This window comes from Mariniflexile sp. TRM1-10 (assembly GCF_003425985.1).
Classification (GTDB): Bacteria; Bacteroidota; Bacteroidia; order Flavobacteriales; family Flavobacteriaceae; genus Mariniflexile.
This window is the reverse complement of the sequence record NZ_CP022985.1, coordinates 933,493-952,009: the sequence shown is the minus strand read 5'-3', so window position 1 is coordinate 952,009 and position 18,517 is coordinate 933,493. Positions and strand designations below refer to the sequence as shown.

Here is an 18,517-nt window from a genome sequence, read left to right as displayed (position 1 = left end):
AATAAATGCTTATTAAAATTTATTAGAGTCGCTTTTTAAACATTTCAATTACATGTTCAGCTGCTTTTAATGGAGATATTTTAGAGGACATAACATCTTTTTCTAAAATGGAAAGCTGATTTGTAATGTCTTCCGAACCGTAAAAGAGCTGTTTTAATTCGTTGTTAATGGTGTCATACATCCAACGAATGTTTTGGCGATGCCTGTTTTTAATAAAATAACCATTTGCGGTAACCAATTCCCGGTAGTTTAGAATGGTATTCCAAACGGTATCAATACCTGTGTTCTTTGTAGACGATGCCGTTGTAACCACCGTTTCCCAGCCAGATTCCGATGGTGGAAAAATATGCAATGCATTTTGGTATTGTTGGCAAGCCATGTCGCTTTTTTCAATATTGTCACCATCCGCTTTATTAATAACCAGCATATCGGCCATTTCCATAATGCCTCGTTTAATACCTTGAAGTTCGTCGCCAGCACCGGCAAGCATTAACAGCAGGAAAAAATCGGTCATGCCATGTACAGCGGTTTCAGATTGACCCACGCCAACCGTTTCAATTAAAATAACATCGTAACCAGCCGCTTCACAAAGCAACATGCTTTCGGCAGTTTTATTGGCAACACCACCAAGGGTTTCGCCCGAAGCAGACGGTCGAATGTAAGCACGCTCTAAAGTACTCAACGCTTCCATACGGGTTTTGTCACCCAAAATGCTGCCTTTTGAACGTTGGCTACTGGGGTCTATCGATAAAACGGCTACTTTGTGGTCTTGCGCTATGAGGTGTTTGCCAAAAGCCTCAATAAATGTACTTTTACCCACACCTGGAACCCCCGTAATGCCAATGCGTATAGAATTTCCTGAAGCAGGTAAAATAGCTTGAATAATGGTTTTGGCAAGTGCTTTGTCGCTTTCTAGATTACTTTCTATAATGGTAATGGCTCTAGACAGAATAACACGATCGCCACTTAAAACACCATTAATATAGGCTTGCGCGGTTAGTCTGTTTTTTGGTTTATAGTTTGTCATTTTTATAAAGCATTACCAGTTTTAAAGATACATATTATGTGAAAAATGTGCCATGTTTTGTGGGGTGTATTTTATTTTACTGATTTATATTTTGAATAAAAAGATAATTTTATTAAAAAGAAGGGACATAGTAGAATCAGCATTTGCAATGAGTTTATCAAATGTAAGGAAGATTATATAGCAATTTCTGTTCTACTTTTATTGCATGTCTAGATTAATGCTTTATTGGTTTTTATGGTGGCTTTATTTAGGCGCTAAAGAAAGCCGTTTTCCTTGGCCAGTTTTAAAAGTGCTTTGTTCGTTTTTTTCTCATTATTGAATATTTGGTTTAGGCGCCGTTTTCGGCTTTCTATCCCGGACAGTGATAAGTCCACCACCTCGGGCAGTTCCTTGGTCTTGGTTCCCAGCGATAAATGGTACAGCATTTTTCTATCGATATCGTCCAGATCAAAATCGTTGGATATATGTTGCCTAATCAATTTTAAAACGGGGCTGCTATAAAATGGGATCCCGTTGAGCACGTTTAGGACACCATTGGTCAAACTCTGGAAGGTTAGCTCGTTCTTAAGGATCAAACCATCAGGCTTTACCATCTTTAAAATATTGATAAGCCAGTAATTGTTGTTCAAATGTGTGGTCACAATGATCTTCACCTTAGGGAACAACGACCTTAGTTTCAGTCCCAGGTCATCACCGGAAAAAAGCTTTCTGTCCAGGGATGCCGGTAGGCTCATATCCAAGAACACCAGGTCAATGGTATAATGATTGACTGCTTATTCTATTTCCTGATTGGCTTCCTCATAATATTTGGTGGGTGTTATTTTAATTGCTATGTGCTTGTGTATGTTTAGGTTAGATAGTGTTTTTAGGGTGTCTTTTTAAAATAGCCAAAAACCTTACTAAAAAAACAGGTTTTTCCTTATAAATTTTAAGGATAAACCTTACCGCTCTTTCAACTGTATTAACTATTTTAGCGGCGAGCATTTGTTTAATTAAAATTTTAAAGCCCTTTATGTTTTAAAGGGAAACCCTACATTTTTATTTCTAATGGCACGACTTAATTTTACCTCACAAGCAAAATCCACTTTTAAACTAAATAAAATGACAAAAAAAGCCTATATCATGATTTTGATGGTTGTAACCTATTTGGGCCATGGGCAAACTGAGACCAATCAAAGTTTCGTTCCTGTATCACCAGAGGCGGCGGCCTTATCAAAAATGATCAATTATCCCATAGACCATAATACGGGAGTACCTAATATTAATATTCCTTTCTATGAGGTTGCGGTGGGCAATTTAAAATTACCTATTGTGTTGAATTATCATGCAGGAGGCTTTAAAATCAATGAAAAAGCTACAAGGGTGGGATTAGGTTGGTCTTTAAGTTGTGATCTTCAAATAACAAGATCCATTAATGGTATGGACGATTTAAAATATCAGGGAGGATATATTGACAATGACCTAGTTAAGGCTCATAAAACCGATCATTATATTGATGATTACCCCTTTTCTAGCACATACACTGAATATAGTTTTGATAATACATATGATCTAGTAATGGGAATAAAGGATGGGATGCCTGATAAGTTCAATTACAGGCTGTTAAATACGTCTGGGTCATTTTATTTTCAGAAAAACGATTCGGGGAGCGGTTATACCATTGTCCCAGTTCCATATGACAATATAAAAATAACATATCAGGGAGACAATACCTTTAAAATTGTAGACACCGATGGTACCATTTATTATTTTGGTGTTGCTGGTAACCCGGCATTTGATCAGTATAGTTATGATAATCTTGAAACGTATAAAAGGGAATATACTGGTGGTGTTGTGACCTCTTGGAAATGTGATAGAATTGTAAGTTATAATGGAATTGATGACATCACTTTTTCATACAGTCAAAAAAGTTCTGATACAAGGGTTAGTTATCATGATAAAATAGAGTACTACAATAATAGTTCTCCGTGTTTTCCTAGTTCTGGAAGCGGGGCGGGGCCGGTTTATGGATCTAATGAACCGCCTTTAAATACAGCTTCAAATAATGATTATAATAGCTCAGACAATTCGGTGTCTGGAGTGCCTTTCTATAGAATCTCTTCACCAAAGTACATCAAATATTTTTGGAACAAAACAGAACTGCACGTTCCTTACTTAGATGGTCAATATAATGTTATAGATAAGGTTTTTAGTGACAATTATACTACGAATCAGTCTATAAATACAATATACGGGCTGTCTTTATCAGAAATTAGTTTTAGAGGTGGTAAGGTTATTTTTAGTGGTACGGACCAATTAAGTACGGTAAAGGTTTTGGATGATAAAAACATCGAAGTAAAGTCATTAAGTTTATTTCAGAATAGTAAAAATACTTATATTAATGGTGTTCCTACAGAAGGGACCAGATATTTAGATTCGTTACATATCAAAAATGGAACTGAGACTTTTCAGCGGTACGGTTTACTTTATAATTCAAAATTCGATTATGGCAACCACTTAAAAGGTCATGATGCCTGGGGGTATCCCAACCATAAAACGAGACCGGTTAAACAGAATACAAATGATTATTTAAGCATTCCCGAAACTACAATTGTCCAAGGTAAATTTCATGACCCAAGTTTTGACAGTAATTGCAATGTTTTTACATCGAACGTAGAAATCGAAATAGGGGGCGATGACAATTGGGCTGAACATCCTGATGAGAATTACATAAAGCAAGGGGTGCTAAAACAAATAGTATACCCTACAGGAGGCATCGTAGATTTTGATTTTGAGCCTAATAAATATCAAGAGTATTTATCTAGCAATACATCAACTATATATGGTCAAAAACTTCCACAAATAGGTGGAGGGTTACGCATTAGGAGTATAAATTATTTGGATGAAGATTCTAATTTTATATCGCAAAAGTATTATCGTTATGGAGATCTTGAAGAAGGTACAGGCATAGCCTTGTTCAAACCTGAAAGAGATCCCAAACCCAACACCTATTATTTTGGAGTACAAAGTTATGAGCAGGAAATAAACTACCTTGAAGCATGGAATGGTATCCCGCCATGCGATGATCCATCTTGCATAACTATCATTGCTACAGAAACAAAAACTACCTATGAGCCTGCCTCTACCTTGGATTACACCTACCCAAACGGGGCACCAATTTACTATACAAAGGTAACCGAATACCAACAGGATTTAGGAGAGCAAACAGGGAAAACGGTATACAATTTTTATCCTCCAGATGAATTTTATCCAAGTACTAATGACAGAATTATGGTTCCTGAAACTAATATTCCTTATTTAAAAGTAGATTGGCCTCTGGGAGCACAAAAATCAGTTGAAACATATAAATATAACCCAGAAGTAGGGTTTAGACCTACTGGCAAAAAAAGTTTCGAGTATACACCTTTCAATTTGTCCAACCAAGTAAAAGTAGCAGCGGTCTTTCAAAAAAACAGTTATAAAGTTATAGGAGGTAACCATAGTGTTTCCGATAGGGAACTGTTCAGCTATCACTCGTCGGGGGCCTTCACTTTAATAGAGTATGGCCTGCCCATGGGTAAGCTCTTGTTGACAAGGTCAACTGAAGAGACATTTGAAGATACGGGGACGCTAACAATAACAACTGACTATACTTATGGTAATTCACAATATTTAAACCCTACCAAATCAGTGACCACAAATTCAAAGGGTGAAACAATAAAAACTGAATACAAATATGCCTATGATTTTAATGGTATCTATGACCAAATGGAGACTAAAAATATGGTAACCCAATTGGTGGAGGAAATTAATACCAACCAAACCAAAAGCAAGGAAATATCCAGAAAGAAAATAAACTATGGCTTTGTAGATGAAGGTTGGGGCTTTTATGCGCCAAATACTATTCAAAGTTCTTTTAAAGGGGAGCCATTGAAAACAGATGTGATATTCAATAAATATGACCACTATGGTAATGTCCTTGAGGTAAGGGACAAAGCTAATATACCGACCTCCTATTTGTGGGGCTATAATCATTTGTATGCTGTTGCAGAACTTAAAAACATGTATTACGACAATATATCAAGCACATTTACATCTAATAACACTATTGCAGATCCTCCAAGCGAAGCATCTATTTTATCTGTTTTAGAAAGTTTAAGAAATACTTATACTAGCTCCAGTCAAAGGGTAAGTACCTATACCTACAAAAGACAGGTGGGGGTAACCGGTATGATAGCATCAAATGGAGATGCCATGTATTATGAGTACGACCCGATAGGTAGATTGGTTACGCATACCGATAAGGACGGGAATTTACTTAACACCTATAAATACCATACGACAGATTATACGGTAAACACAAATCCGTTTTACTACAGTTATCCAATCATGCGGACTATTTATGGTAGCTGTGATGCCAATTTGTCTAATAATCATGTTATATCTGGAGGATTGTATTATGGAGCATCAAGCGCAAGTGCCAACCAGACTGCTCAATATTATATGGATAACCAAGCTGGTAATATACCCGATTGTTCTGGGACATCGAATGATGTGGCTGTTGTAGAACTTACCTATGGGTATTATGATTATTCAGGTTATTACAGTGAACCTGTAACCAATATTTATCCAACAGAAATGGAATTAGATTTAATTCAAGCTAATTCTATTGTGGCCACTCAAAAACTAATACCACATAATACCTATAACAGTACTGAAGCTATAAGTAATTTAGTATTAAAGGAAGGAAGTTACCAATTAAGTTTTAGAATGAACGCAAACGTAAAATATGGTTTGGGTTTTATTACCGATTTTTCGGTAACAACCATTGAAACTGCTACTACTCAATATATCAGTTCGGGTGATAGCTTTTATTTTGAAAATGGGAAACACTATAAAATTAGGGCTAACAACTTCAGGTAAACTTTACAATCGGTCAAAAAGAAAACAAGATGAAAAGAATTTTAATACTACTATTGTTTATATTGCCATTCTACACCATGGCACAATCTGACAAAAATCATATAGAGCAGACCGCCTATCAGGTAAAAACTACCGATGGCATCCATAAGGCGGGGACGACAACTGATTTATTACCAGAAGATATAATAAAGACAACCAATTATTTTGATGGATTGGGTAGGGCGGTTCAATCGGTAAACCAAAGGGCCGGAGGTCAAAACCAAGATGTTATAACCCATATTGAATATGATCAATTTGGCAGGCAGATAAAAGAATTTTTGCCCTATGCTACGACATCCAATGGAGGGCTGTTCCGGGCAGATGCTTTAAATAGTGTAAAAGGATTTTACAATACCCAAAAGTATGAGAACACTTTAAACCCTTACTCTGAAAGAAGTTTGGAAGCCTCACCATTAAATAGGGTGTTGGAACAAGCCGCTCCAGGAAACGATTGGATGTTAACATCAAGTAATAGCTGTTATGATCCTGATTCCCCTTATTATAATACAAACGATTGTGTGGATTATAGAACCTATGTAAATAGTATTTCTGGAGGTAATGGGAGTTGTTACTATGAGGATTATTACGCATATGATGAACCTTTTTGCGTGTCGTTTAGAAATAACAATCCGTTGCCCCCATCTCCTATAGGAAGTGGTAATAATGATCACACCATTAAGTTTGAATATGCTACCAACACCAATTTGGACTATGTAAGACAGTTTGGTGTGTCCTTCCCAACGGGCAATACCGAATTTCCACAGCTCGTTGATGAAGGTCTTTACCCAGTCAACGAACTCCACAAAACCGTTACGAAGGACGAGAACTGGCAATTAAACCAGACCTATCCTAACGATCATACCACCGAGGAATACAAGGACAAACAAGGACGGGTTATTTTAAAGCGAACGTTTAATCTGGGCAAATGGCACGATACCTATTATGTTTATGATGATTATGGCAACCTGACCTATGTGCTGCCCCCAAAAATGAGCACCTATAAAAGTATACTACAGCAAAATTGGATAGGACAGAGTTATTATTTTGACGATGTTCCCGGTCTGTATGTATTTGGTACCGCTTATAACGATATCAGTTTTTATTTTTCTTCAAACGGAACTTTTTCAATTGGTATATATGCCGAAGGAAACATGATCCAGTTAAAGGATGGGCTGGTCATGGATCTGGGCTTCATCAGTCCATCGCTTCCAGACATGAACCTGGGAACTATGAATTTTGGGAACGGAAACCCGGCAGGAAGCGCCTATATCCAATCGGGCAATCTTTATTTTACCTCTTCGGGCAATTACGATAGTACGTCCGGTGATTTTTGGTCCAATCTATCGGTTAATTTACTGGACCACCAAAATGGTTTTGTACCATCAATAGACCAAACTCAACTAGATAATTTAGCATATCAATACAGATATGATGTTAGAAACAGAATTATTGAAAAGAAAATACCAGGAAAGGGGAAGGAGTATATTGTATATGATAGGCTAGATAGGCCAATACTGACACAAGATGCCAACCTGAAAGTCCAGAACAAATGGCTGTTTACCAAATATGATGCCTTTGGTCGTGTGGCCTATACCGGAATAAAAAACACAAATAAAACTAGAGAAAATTTACAAACAGAGGCTCAGGATGATATTTATTCTTTGTATGAATTTGTAATGAGTACGTATAACACTCATAATCAGAATTCAGGAATCGATTTTTACTATAGCTCAAATACCTATCCTAATTCATTTGATGAAATATTAACACTCAATTATTATGATTCTTATATTGATTTACCCTCCGGTTTAAGTAACACCATAACCAATACTTTTAATATACCTTCTAATACAAATACCAAAGGTCTCCCAACAGTAAGTAAGGTAAAAGTTCTAGGGACTAGTTATTGGATTACTACCGTTACTTATTACGATGAAAAGTTTAATCCTATGTATGTGTACTCAAAAAATAGTTATCTAGGTACTACAGATATTGTAGAAAGTGAGTTTGATTTTACAGGAAAAGTGATCAGAAGCAAGGCCACCCACAAAAAAACGGGACAGATAGACCTTGTTACCATGGACGCCTTTGTGTATGACCACGCAGGACGTCTTGTGTCACAAAAGCAGAACATCAACAATCAGGGTGAAGAGCTTATTGCCAAGAACCATTATGACGAGCTGGGGCAGCTCGTGAAAAAGGATGTGGGCCATACCGAGCTGCAGCCATTGCAGCAAGTGGACTATACCTATAACATACGGGGCTGGCTAAAAACAATCAACGATCCCACAAACTTAAACCAAAATGGTGACCTGTTCAGTTTTGGGCTCAACTATAACAGGCCCGAAGGCCCATCAACAACGTACAATGCCCCCCTGTACAATGGAAACATTAGCCACGCCTACTGGAAGACCAATAATGTGGATGGTGGGCTAAAACATTACAGCTACAAGTACGATGCCCTTAACAGGTTTACCAATGCCTATTTTGCGGAAAACCATGTTTATAATTCAAAATTTAATGAATATATTTACGGCTATGACCGCAACGGCAACATACATGGTCTGTACCGTAGTATGCAAAACCCAAGCAATCCAAACTCTAGCGTGTCAATGGATAACCTGACCTATACTTATGATAACGGGAACAGACTCATGGAGGTCAAGGACAGCTATGGCCTGACTACAAACGGAAAGGAAGGCTTTAAGGATGGCAGCCTTGTAACAATGCCCGGGCCGGGTGATGATTATGTTTATGATGCCAATGGCAACATGGTGGCAGATAGAAACAAGGGCATAACATCTATTATTTACAATCATTTTAACCTACCTATAATGGTCAGTATTGATTATGATAACGTAACCGCAGGTAGTATTTCCTATGTTTATGATGCCACCGGGGTTAAATTAAGAAAAACGGTAAGTGATAATGGTATTTTAGGACCGCATACCTATTATGCGGGAAACTATGTGTACGAGGGCAGTTCTTTGAAATTCTTTAACCAGCCCGAGGGCTATGTGGAACCAAAAAACCAGAATGACCTATCCCAAGGTTTTGATTACGTGTACCAGTACAAGGACCACTTGGGGAATATTAGATTGAGCTATAGTGATAGTGATAATAGCGGAACCATTACCGGTGAAAATAATTTTATTACTGTATGGGAAGATGGATTTGAGAGTGCTACAGGTTGGGATGGAACAGGTGCCAGTTGGGGACATGCCCTTGATGCCTTTGATACAACTGTTAAACATTCAGGGAATTACTCTGGTAGAATAGACGTTCACGGTGATGGCAGTGGTTATGGATCCCGTTCGGTCCATAGTTTGGATTGGGTGCCGATCAACAATTCTGTAAACACAGAATACCGCATTTCACAATGGTTTTTTATGGAAGATATCCCACAATGGTCAAGAGCTAGAATAGAATTAATGTTAAAAGAAGAAGGAGAAACAGCTTATACAACATCGTATGAATACGATTTTCTTTACGAAAAAGGAAAATGGGTATTTGCCGAAAAAACAATTTTAGTGCCACCAAACATTAAATATCTAAACTTCAGAATTACTTACGACTACAGTAATACAACATCAGGAAGTATATGGTACGATGATTTAAAAATAGAACGGGTAGAGCCAACCAACAACTCTGAAATCGTAGAGGAAAACAACTACTATCCTTTTGGGCTCAAACACGAGGGGTACAACTTTGTGACGAACTCCACCAACATTGCGCTCAAGAGGAAGTTCGGGGGCAAGGAGTACCAGGATGAGTTAGGATTGAATTGGTATGATATCACAGCTCGTAATTATGACCCTGCTTTAGGTAGATGGATGAACCTTGACCCATTGGCTGAAAAAATGAGAAGGCATAGTCCGTATAATTTTGCTTTTAATAATCCTGTATTTTTTATTGATTACGATGGAATGGAACCTAGTGGCTCTATAGACCCAGATGACCCAATCGTATATACAGGAGAAGGAGTAGCTATTGGTGAGAATATAGTTAATCAATTAGATGAAGTTTGTATAGGTTGTGGCACAACAGCTAGCGGAGTTGCAGACCATGCTTACATGAAATCAACAGAGGGTGGAGAAAGATTTCATGGCTTGATAGCCGAAGGGACAGTTCAAGGTGAATATGGTAAAATAAATGGACATATTTCTGCATTTAATGGTGGCTACAATTCTACTGACGGTCATATTGATGCAAGTATCCATGGAATAACGGCTAATGGCTCGATGAGGTTTGGAACGAAAGATAATAATATAACCATAGAAGGAGATGGTTCTTTTTTGAAAGCGGAAGTAGTAGGTGATGCAAAAATACATACTAATGAAAATGGAAAATTAACTGGTGGTGAATTGGGAGGTGAATTAGGAGCTTATGGTGCTGTAGGAGAAGTTACTCCGTCTGTAACAATATTTGGATACAATATTGGTTTTACAGTTGGAGGTTCTGCTGGTAGTGCTCACGTTGGAGGAAGAGCTGCCTTAGTCACTGGAGATGATTTTGAAATCACTTTAATGGGGCATGCTGGCTTTGGTGCTGGTTTAAAAGGAGGATTTACTATTACCAAAACGAATCAAGAGATAAGTAAAAAAAAGAAAAAATAAATTAATTATAAATTATGCTATTAATTCATGTATTACTTTTTGCTATTATTAATTTTTTAATTTTTCATTTACTAACAGGTAAAATTAAATTGAATTTAAAAATCCAGATAACCTTAGTTTTTTCAATCATTTTGATTATAATGATATACTATTTAAGTTCTTTCAATAATTCAATTTCAATTAATCATTTTAACCGTTTATTATTTTTTAGTGGTACAATTTTTATTTTTCACTTTGCTACAAAATTACTTATTAAAATATTACAAAAAGTCAGCAATACAAAAACGAATAAACTTTTAATAAGTGGATTCAATTTTTTTAAAACTTATTTAGTTTACATTTTAATTTTTTCTATTCAATGTCTTTCATTATTTTGGCAGTAAAATTATAAAATACTATGAGATTATTATTATTATTATTATTATTATTATTATTATTAAGTACATTAAGCTGTAGTCAAGGTACAAATACTAAATATGAAACAGATGATTTTAGCGTTTCCTATCCAGTAGATTATGAGTTTCAAAAAGCTCCTCAAAAAGGAGTTGATTTCATTATTATAGCTAAAAAAAATAATGAAGATTCTTTTGCAGAAAACATTAATCTGGTCAAAAGAAATATTCCTAATACGAGTTTTAACGACTTTGCGAATATTTCTGAAAAGGAGATTCAAGATTTCGGAAAAATAATTGAAAGTAAAAGATTCAAGGTAAATGATAAAGACTGTCTTAGAGTAGTTTTTACAGCAACGCAACAAAATATTGAATTAACAGTAATTCAACATTATTATTTAGATAGTAAAAAAGCTTATGTACTAACTTTTACCAGTGAAACAGAAGATTATGAAAAATATTACAAAGAAATGAATAGTATAATGAGGAACTTTAAAATTAAATAAAATACCCGCTCTGCTTTCTGTAATAAAAAACAATTAAAAAGTGTTAAAGTTTAGGGCACAAATTTATAGGTATTACCATATGGTGATTCTCTTTGAACCACCGCAAATACTAACTTCTTTAACTATAGAAGCTGCTCTGCTATTCCCCTGCTATTCCCAAGCACATTTTAAAACAAGCTTTCCATATAAGGAAACTGAATAAAAATGAAACAGTTATGCAACAATCTAAGCAGTACTCTTTAAACAGGTGCTGTTTTTTTTGTTTAGTGCTTTTATGAAGTAATTTATTAACTGTTTTCAAATGATGAAAACAGGTCAGAAAGCTTTATGTTGAGGTTTTCAGCTATTTCTTTTATCATACAAATGGATGTATTTACCGTACCTCTACTATTCCCAAGCACATTTTAAAACAAGCTGTCCCATATAAGGGAATCAAATGAAAATGAGATAGTTGTACACCTGCTAGCATGGAAATGTTTTCCGTGCCGTAACGAGTAAGAAAAAATAAGTTAATAATCACAACGTAAAAGTTGTGGTTTTTTTCTAGGAAAACATTAGTTGAGGTTCCCTGAGCGTCGTCAAAGGGTATGGTAACACCCAAACAAAACACTTTATATTCCTGCCTACGCAGGAATTTTTAAACCTTAGAAGTCAGTGATTTAATAAACACATAGCCAAAGCCTAAGAACAACATTAAGTGAAATGGGAACAATCCGAAATCGCCACCTTGGTTACCTACTATAAAGGCACTGTACATACCGAAAGCAAAATACAGCATTAATATGCCTTCGAAGATAACATGTATAGAGATCGTTTTTTTAATGTATTTGTTCTTTTTCCAACTGTCTTTTATAGAGCTAATGTTGAATTTTGGTGTGCGTACAAATTCACTTTTCTTGCCCCAATGGCCTTCTAAAACAGCAATGGAGTTGTGTAGCGAAAAGCCCATGGCAATTGAGAAAAATACAAAAAACATACCTATGTAACGAATAAAGTTTTTAAACCCACTACCATAAATATTTTTGTACATAAACCAATAGCACACAAAAAATATGATAGAACTTATCACGAAGAAGCTCATAACATAAAAATATGGTTTCAAGTGTGTGTACTCATTTTTTATGTAAAGCATCGGGATGCTAAGCACAGCTACAATAAGTACATTTAAAAACATGGTACTGTTTAATAAATGCAATAAGCCATGTAGTTTGGTTTTAGATGAAATGTTTTCGCTTTTTAAAACGCGCCAAAGCATTTTTCTAAAATTTTCGGCACCTCCTTTATTCCATCTAAACTGTTGCGAACGTGCTGCGCTAATGACAATAGGTAATTCGGCAGGGGTTTCGACATTTTCTAAATATTTGAATTTCCAGTTTTTAAGTTGGGCACGGTAACTTAAATCCAAATCTTCGGTTAAGGTGTCGCCTTCCCAGTTTCCAGCATCTATAATACAGGTTTTTCTCCAAAGTCCTGCGGTACCGTTAAAGTTGATAAAGTGCCCTTTACTGTTTCTGCCTACTTGTTCTAAAGTAAAATGGGCATCTAAAGCAAAAGCCTGTATTTTTGTAAGGATGGAATAGTTGCGGTTTAAATGGCCCCAACGGGTTTGTACTACGCCAATTTTTTCGTCTTTGAAATAAGGAACGGTACGTTTTAACCAATCTGCTTCTGGAAGGAAATCGGAATCGAAAATGGCAATAAATTCGCCTTTAGCAATTTTTAACCCTTCTTTTAATGCACCTGCTTTAAAGCCAGATCTGTCGGTTCTGGTAATATGTTTTATATCTAAGCCTGTTGCTTGCAGTTTTTCTACATGCGCACGCGTAGAGGCTACGGTTTCATCGGTAGAATCATCCAATACCTGAATTTCTAGTTTGTCTGAAGGGTAGTCGATTTTTGCAATGTTATCCAGCAAACGCTCCATAACATACATTTCGTTATAAACAGGAAGCTGAATGGTTACATAAGGAATCTCTTCGGGTTTTGAAAAATCGAAAGTAGGAGAGTTATCCTTAGCTTTTTTAGAAGCTAAATAATTTAGTAAAAGATTTAATTGCGCCAATGCGTACATAAAAATAAGCAAAAGCGAAATGGTGTAAACAATGATAATGGTGGTTTCTAGAATCATTTTTTGATACTGTATTTAAAAATCCAACTTAAGATTTTTGCGCCTGCAAATATACTACCTTTTATAGTTCCTGAAACTTTTGAGATACCAATTCTATTTCTGTAATTTACGGGCACTTCGGTATAGGTTAATTTTTGTTTTAAAGCCTTTAGTTGCATCTCTATTGTCCAACCGTAGGTTTTGTCAATCATATGGAGTGCTAGTAGTTTATCGTATTTTATGGCTCTAAAAGGGCCTAAATCTGTAAATGTTGCACCAAAAAAAAGTTTCATTAAAAAGGTGGCTAACCAATTGCCAAAAATTTGGGGCATGGTCATAGATCCTACTTCTCGTAAACTTTTTACACGAGCTCCAATAACAAAATCAATATTTTTTTCGATTATTGGGGCTACAATTTTTGTTAATTCTTCTGGATAATCGCTATAGTCGCCATCCAAAAATACAATAATATTTGGTTTTTCAGGTTGATTGGCAATGTATTCTAACCCCTTTAGGCAGGCGTTTCCGTAGCCTCTTTTTTTTTCGGTTAAAACAGTTGCGCCTGCTTTTATTGCATTTTCTTCAGTTTTGTCGGTGGAATTATTATTAACAACAATAATTTCATTAACAATTTCAGGAATATCATTTATCACATTGGTAATAGAATCTGCTTCATTATAAGCAGGAATAATTACTGTTATTTTGTGCATAAAGAATTAACTTTCAGTGTGCAAAAGTACAATACTTTTGAATACTTGGTTAAAAAACGTTACTATTTTGTTAAATTATTTTTTATTAACTAAATCCATTAAATTAATATCATTTCCTAGAAGAATTTCATTAGTGTTAATGCGCCCTTTCATAGAGTCGTTCTCTAATTTTAATACCCCACGGGGACAAACTGTAGAACAAATACCACAGCCCACACAGCTGGAACGTACTATATTTTCACCTTTTTGGGCATAGGCACGAACATCAATTCCCATTTCGCAATATACAGAACAGTTGCCGCAAGAAATGCATTGACCGCCATTAGTGGTAATTCTAAATTTTGAAAACATGCGTTGTTGAAACCCTAATATTGCTGCCATGGGGCATCCAAAACGGCACCAAACACGGTTGCCTAAAATAGGGTAGAAGCCCGTACCAATAACCCCGGAGAAAATAGAGCCGATGTATAAGCCATAAGCCGAACGTAAACTGCTTGATTTTATTAAAAAGATTTCATCGGAAGTTCCTGTGTAATGCATTATGAATAGTGCAGCAATAACCACAAAGTAACCTATGGCGCCATAGCGTGCGTCTTTGCCCAGTTCATTTCTTTTAAAAATCATGGTTACAGAGAAAACGGCGGTTAGTAATAAACCAACACCCAATAGAAAGGCGCTTCGTGTTATCCAAAACTTGTTTGGATCGCTTCCTAAATAAGTGTAGACAACAGCAGTGGTCATAATAACGGAGAACACCAAAACGCTATGTACTAACCAGCGCTCTAATTTCCAAGCCGATAGTTTTTTGCTGCTTAAATGTCTAAACGAATCGCCAGCAGTTTCGGCTAAAGCACCACAACCACAAACCCACGAGCAATACCAGCGCTTTCCGTATTTGTAAGTAAGGATTGGCGAAATAACAAAAATGGAAACCACGCCAAAAATAAGCATGAGTAATCCGAGAGAACCAGATGAGAGTAGCCCGTTAATAGACCAACTATCAAACAAATAATAGTTTAATGGCCACATGCTTTTTAAATCGTAATAGGGCAAACTGTAATTGGGACTGGCGTTTAGCCTTGACATAAATTCTGGAATAAGAAACGCAAACCCTAGTTGAAAAAACATCACTGAAACAGTCCGTAACTGTTCGTGCCTATTGTGCCTGTATTTTAGTATGAATTTATAACCAAACACTAAAATGGCCACAGTATAAAGTGTACCGTAAACAAACCATTGGCTTGCAGGGTTTCCGCTTAATAATTTGCTAAGCGGGTCGAATAATGAAATGAAGCCCGTATTGGGTTCCCCTTTAGGTGTCTGTCCTAAATATTGTGGATAGAAATAAAGAACGATATAAAAACCAGTAAGTAAAATGCCTGTTACCCAACCCAAAATACCTCGTGATGATATGGATTTAAACCAAACGCCATCGTTTTTAATACCTTCAGGTTTTGTTAAATAAGCATCGTTCGCAAACAAAATAGTTCCTAGCGCAATCAATCCTATTGAAATGGATAAGAATAAGGTTTTATTAGGGAAATGGGTATTGAAAATTGCCAAAGCAAGAATAAAAAGCCCAATAACGCCTAAAGCGACAGCGACTTTTTGTTTTATTGATAAATCATTAGCTTCTGGTTTTGCTAAGGACATGCTTTTATGTGTTTGGTTGTTCATTTTACTTTTTTTAGCAGACCTCACAGGTTTTTAAAACCTGTGAGGTCTAATAATATTAAGAGGTCTAGATATTAAGCGAATTTTAATTCATTATTATAAGTTTTCAAAATATCATGTTCATAGCGTTTATAAAACTCGGGGTCGAAATTAGCTTCTTGTAAATGCTTCATTACATAATCCATATCACGTTTTTCGGTAAGCCATTTGTCGAATTTTTCGTGTCTCATGCGTATTCCAAAGGTGTTAATGCCTAAAAAAACATGGGTGTTTTTGTTAAAAGCAATGGTGATGCATTTTGTGGCATCTTCATGTTTCCAATGGAAATGCTGTTCGTAATCAGGTTTGTTTGTGGAGCTATGAACCCATCCATAGGTTTGGTATTCAATATCTAAAAACTTAGCAGAATTAAACCAATGCCCTGGGTTATATGGCATACGATTTCCACAAATAGTTTGAGCCACGGTTTCACCCATCATCCTGCCTGTGTACCAAACCGCTTCAATAGGTCGGCGTTGGCCTATGGCTTCGTGTTGTTCGGCACAATCGCCAATAGCATAAACATCCTTTATATTGGTTTCTAAAAACCGATTCACTTTTACGCCTTTGCCTGTTTCAATATGGGAATCTTTAATGAAATCGATGTTTGGGGTGACGCCTGCTGTCAATCCAACCACGTCACACGGAATTTCTTCACCTGTTTCTTCAACAATTACAGATATTACTTTGCCGTTTTCATCCGAAATAATTTCTTTTAAATTGGTTGATAAACGTAAATCGATATGGTGGTTTTTAATATGTTGGTTAATCATGTTGCTTTCGCCATCGGGTAACACATCGTTCCAAAAACTAGATTCCCGCACTAAAAAAGTTACAGGAATATTTCTGGAGTTAAGCATTTCAGCAAGTTCAATACCAATTAAACCACCGCCAACAATTACTGCACGCTTACAGACTTTATTATTAGGCGCATGGAGTTCTAGATTTTCTAAATCTTGCTTGTGGTACATACCCATAACGCCTTTTAAATCTTGCCCTGGCCATCCAAATTTATTGGGTTTGCTTCCAGTAGCAATAATGAGTTTGTCATAACTTAAAGTATCGCCTGATTCAAAATAAAGTGTTTTAGAATTGGTATCAACTGTTTTTACAAATCCTTGTTTAAGATTGATGTCGTTTTTCTCCCAAAACCAATTTTCGTAAGGTTGGGTGTGCTCAAATTTCATATGCCCCATATACACATACATTAAAGCTGTCCGCGAGAAAAAATAATCGGTTTCGGCAGAAATGATGGTGATTTTCTTGTCTGAAAGCTTTCGGATATGCCTAGCTGCCGTAACCCCAGAAATGCCATTACCAATAATAACAATATGTTCCATAAATGTTGTAGTTGTCTATTAGGTCGAAGGTTGTATTAAAACCTTAAAAGGATTGTTTTAATTTGTTTAAATTTAAACATTAAATATAAGCTATGAAGATTCTTTTTGGAATGGGTTTGTTTTTTCTTTTGTGTTCTTGTGCTATGATGTCCCATAAAACAGAAAAGATAAACGGTGTAAGTTTTGTGGCTTCTAGAGATACGATTAATAATGTACACATAAAGCCAATACTTCATATCCATGCGAATTATGCTGCTATTATGCCCTTTGGGTTTATTAGGGAATTATCGCACCCAGAAATTGTGTTTAACACAGAAAGGCAATGGTTTGGTGAAAGAAAGGTTGGGGTGAAACAATATACGGAAAGCTTGAAGCAACACCATGTAAAGGTTATGGTAAAACCTCAAATTTGGGTTGGTAGAGGTGCGTTTACGGGTGGGATAAAAATGACTTCGGAAGCAGATTGGAAGGTTTTGGAAGATTCGTATACGGGTTTTATATTAACCTATGCCGAATTAGCCCAAGAACTACATGTTGAAATTTTTTGTATTGGTACTGAATTAGAAGGTTTTATTGATAACCGTCCAGAGTATTGGAAGCAACTCATTGTTGATATTAAAAAGGTTTATAAAGGTAAATTGACCTATGCTGCCAATTGGAATGAATATGATAGAACGCCTTTCTGGGAGTATTTGGATTATATAGGGATTGATGCTTATTTTCCTGTGAGTGATGAAAAAACACCCACTGTTGAAGCGTGCAGAAATGGATGGTTGAACTATAAACCAGATATTAAAGCCTTTTCCGAAACTTATAAAAAACCTATTTTGTTTACTGAGTTTGGTTATAGAAGCGTTGATTTTGCAGGTAAAGAACCTTGGAAAAGCGACCGAGATATGAATGTGGTTAATATGGAAGCGCAAACAAATACCATGCAAGTACTTTTTGAAGAATTTTGGAATGAAGATTGGTTTGCTGGTGGTTTTTTATGGAAATGGTTTCACAATCACAAAGATGCCGGTGGAGAAAACGATAGCAGGTTTACACCACAAAATAAACCTGTAGAGGATTTAGTTAAAGCACAATATGCAAACTAATCAACTTTTATCTAAAGTTAATGGCCGCCTACTTTATTCTGAATTATAATCTTTTTAGTTTTGTGAAA

At 36.1% G+C, this 18,517-nt stretch carries 10 protein-coding genes; 4 read left to right on the top strand and 6 right to left on the bottom strand.

From position 1 onward, the window contains the following. Positions 1-22: 22 nt before the first annotated feature. Positions 23-1,027 (bottom strand): methylmalonyl Co-A mutase-associated GTPase MeaB, encoded by a 1,005-nt coding sequence (gene meaB, locus CJ739_RS04390; protein WP_117172820.1) that lies wholly within the window; start codon positions 1,025-1,027, stop codon positions 23-25. A gap of 254 nt (positions 1,028-1,281) precedes the next feature. Then, positions 1,282-1,761, bottom strand: a complete 480-nt coding sequence (locus CJ739_RS04385) for a DNA-binding response regulator (RefSeq protein WP_162880124.1) — start codon at positions 1,759-1,761, stop codon at positions 1,282-1,284. A 367-nt stretch (positions 1,762-2,128) separates the two neighbouring features. Here CJ739_RS04385 and CJ739_RS04380 point away from each other — a divergent pair, with 367 nt between their 5' ends. The 3 genes from CJ739_RS04380 to CJ739_RS04365 all read left to right on the top strand — a co-directional run bounded on the left by CJ739_RS04380 (position 2,129) and on the right by CJ739_RS04365 (position 11,482). Continuing rightward, positions 2,129-5,929, top strand: a complete 3,801-nt coding sequence (locus tag CJ739_RS04380) for a hypothetical protein (protein ID WP_162880123.1) — start codon at positions 2,129-2,131, stop codon at positions 5,927-5,929. Between the two features lie 29 nt (positions 5,930-5,958). Then, positions 5,959-10,584 carry a DUF6443 domain-containing protein gene (locus CJ739_RS20535; RefSeq protein WP_236951596.1) on the top strand — a complete coding sequence of 1,542 codons (4,626 nt, stop codon included), beginning with the start codon at positions 5,959-5,961 and terminating at the stop codon, positions 10,582-10,584. A gap of 397 nt (positions 10,585-10,981) precedes the next feature. Then, entirely contained in the window at positions 10,982-11,482 is a 501-nt protein-coding gene (locus CJ739_RS04365; RefSeq protein ID WP_117172816.1) for a hypothetical protein, read from the top strand. A gap of 637 nt (positions 11,483-12,119) precedes the next feature. On the opposite strand, the gene CJ739_RS04360 is transcribed toward CJ739_RS04365, so the two are convergent. The 4 genes from CJ739_RS04360 to CJ739_RS04345 form a co-directional block, all read right to left on the bottom strand. Continuing rightward, positions 12,120-13,610 carry a cellulose synthase family protein gene (locus CJ739_RS04360; protein ID WP_117172815.1) on the bottom strand — a complete coding sequence of 497 codons (1,491 nt, stop codon included), beginning with the start codon at positions 13,608-13,610 and terminating at the stop codon, positions 12,120-12,122. After that, positions 13,607-14,299 (bottom strand): glycosyltransferase family 2 protein, encoded by a 693-nt coding sequence (locus CJ739_RS04355; RefSeq protein WP_117172814.1) that lies wholly within the window; start codon positions 14,297-14,299, stop codon positions 13,607-13,609. Before CJ739_RS04355 ends, CJ739_RS04360 begins: the two co-directional genes overlap by 4 nt. A 75-nt stretch (positions 14,300-14,374) precedes the next feature. Beyond that, entirely contained in the window at positions 14,375-15,976 is a 1,602-nt protein-coding gene (locus tag CJ739_RS04350) for a 4Fe-4S binding protein (protein ID WP_117172813.1), read from the bottom strand. A 71-nt stretch (positions 15,977-16,047) separates the two neighbouring features. Then, positions 16,048-17,352 carry an NAD(P)/FAD-dependent oxidoreductase gene (locus tag CJ739_RS04345; protein ID WP_117172812.1) on the bottom strand — a complete coding sequence of 435 codons (1,305 nt, stop codon included), beginning with the start codon at positions 17,350-17,352 and terminating at the stop codon, positions 16,048-16,050. A 92-nt stretch (positions 17,353-17,444) separates the two neighbouring features. Here CJ739_RS04345 and CJ739_RS04340 point away from each other — a divergent pair, with 92 nt between their 5' ends. After that, on the top strand, positions 17,445-18,449 hold the full coding sequence (locus CJ739_RS04340; RefSeq protein WP_162880122.1) for a glycoside hydrolase family 113: 1,005 nt from the start codon (positions 17,445-17,447) through the stop codon (positions 18,447-18,449). Positions 18,450-18,517 lie beyond the last annotated feature (68 nt).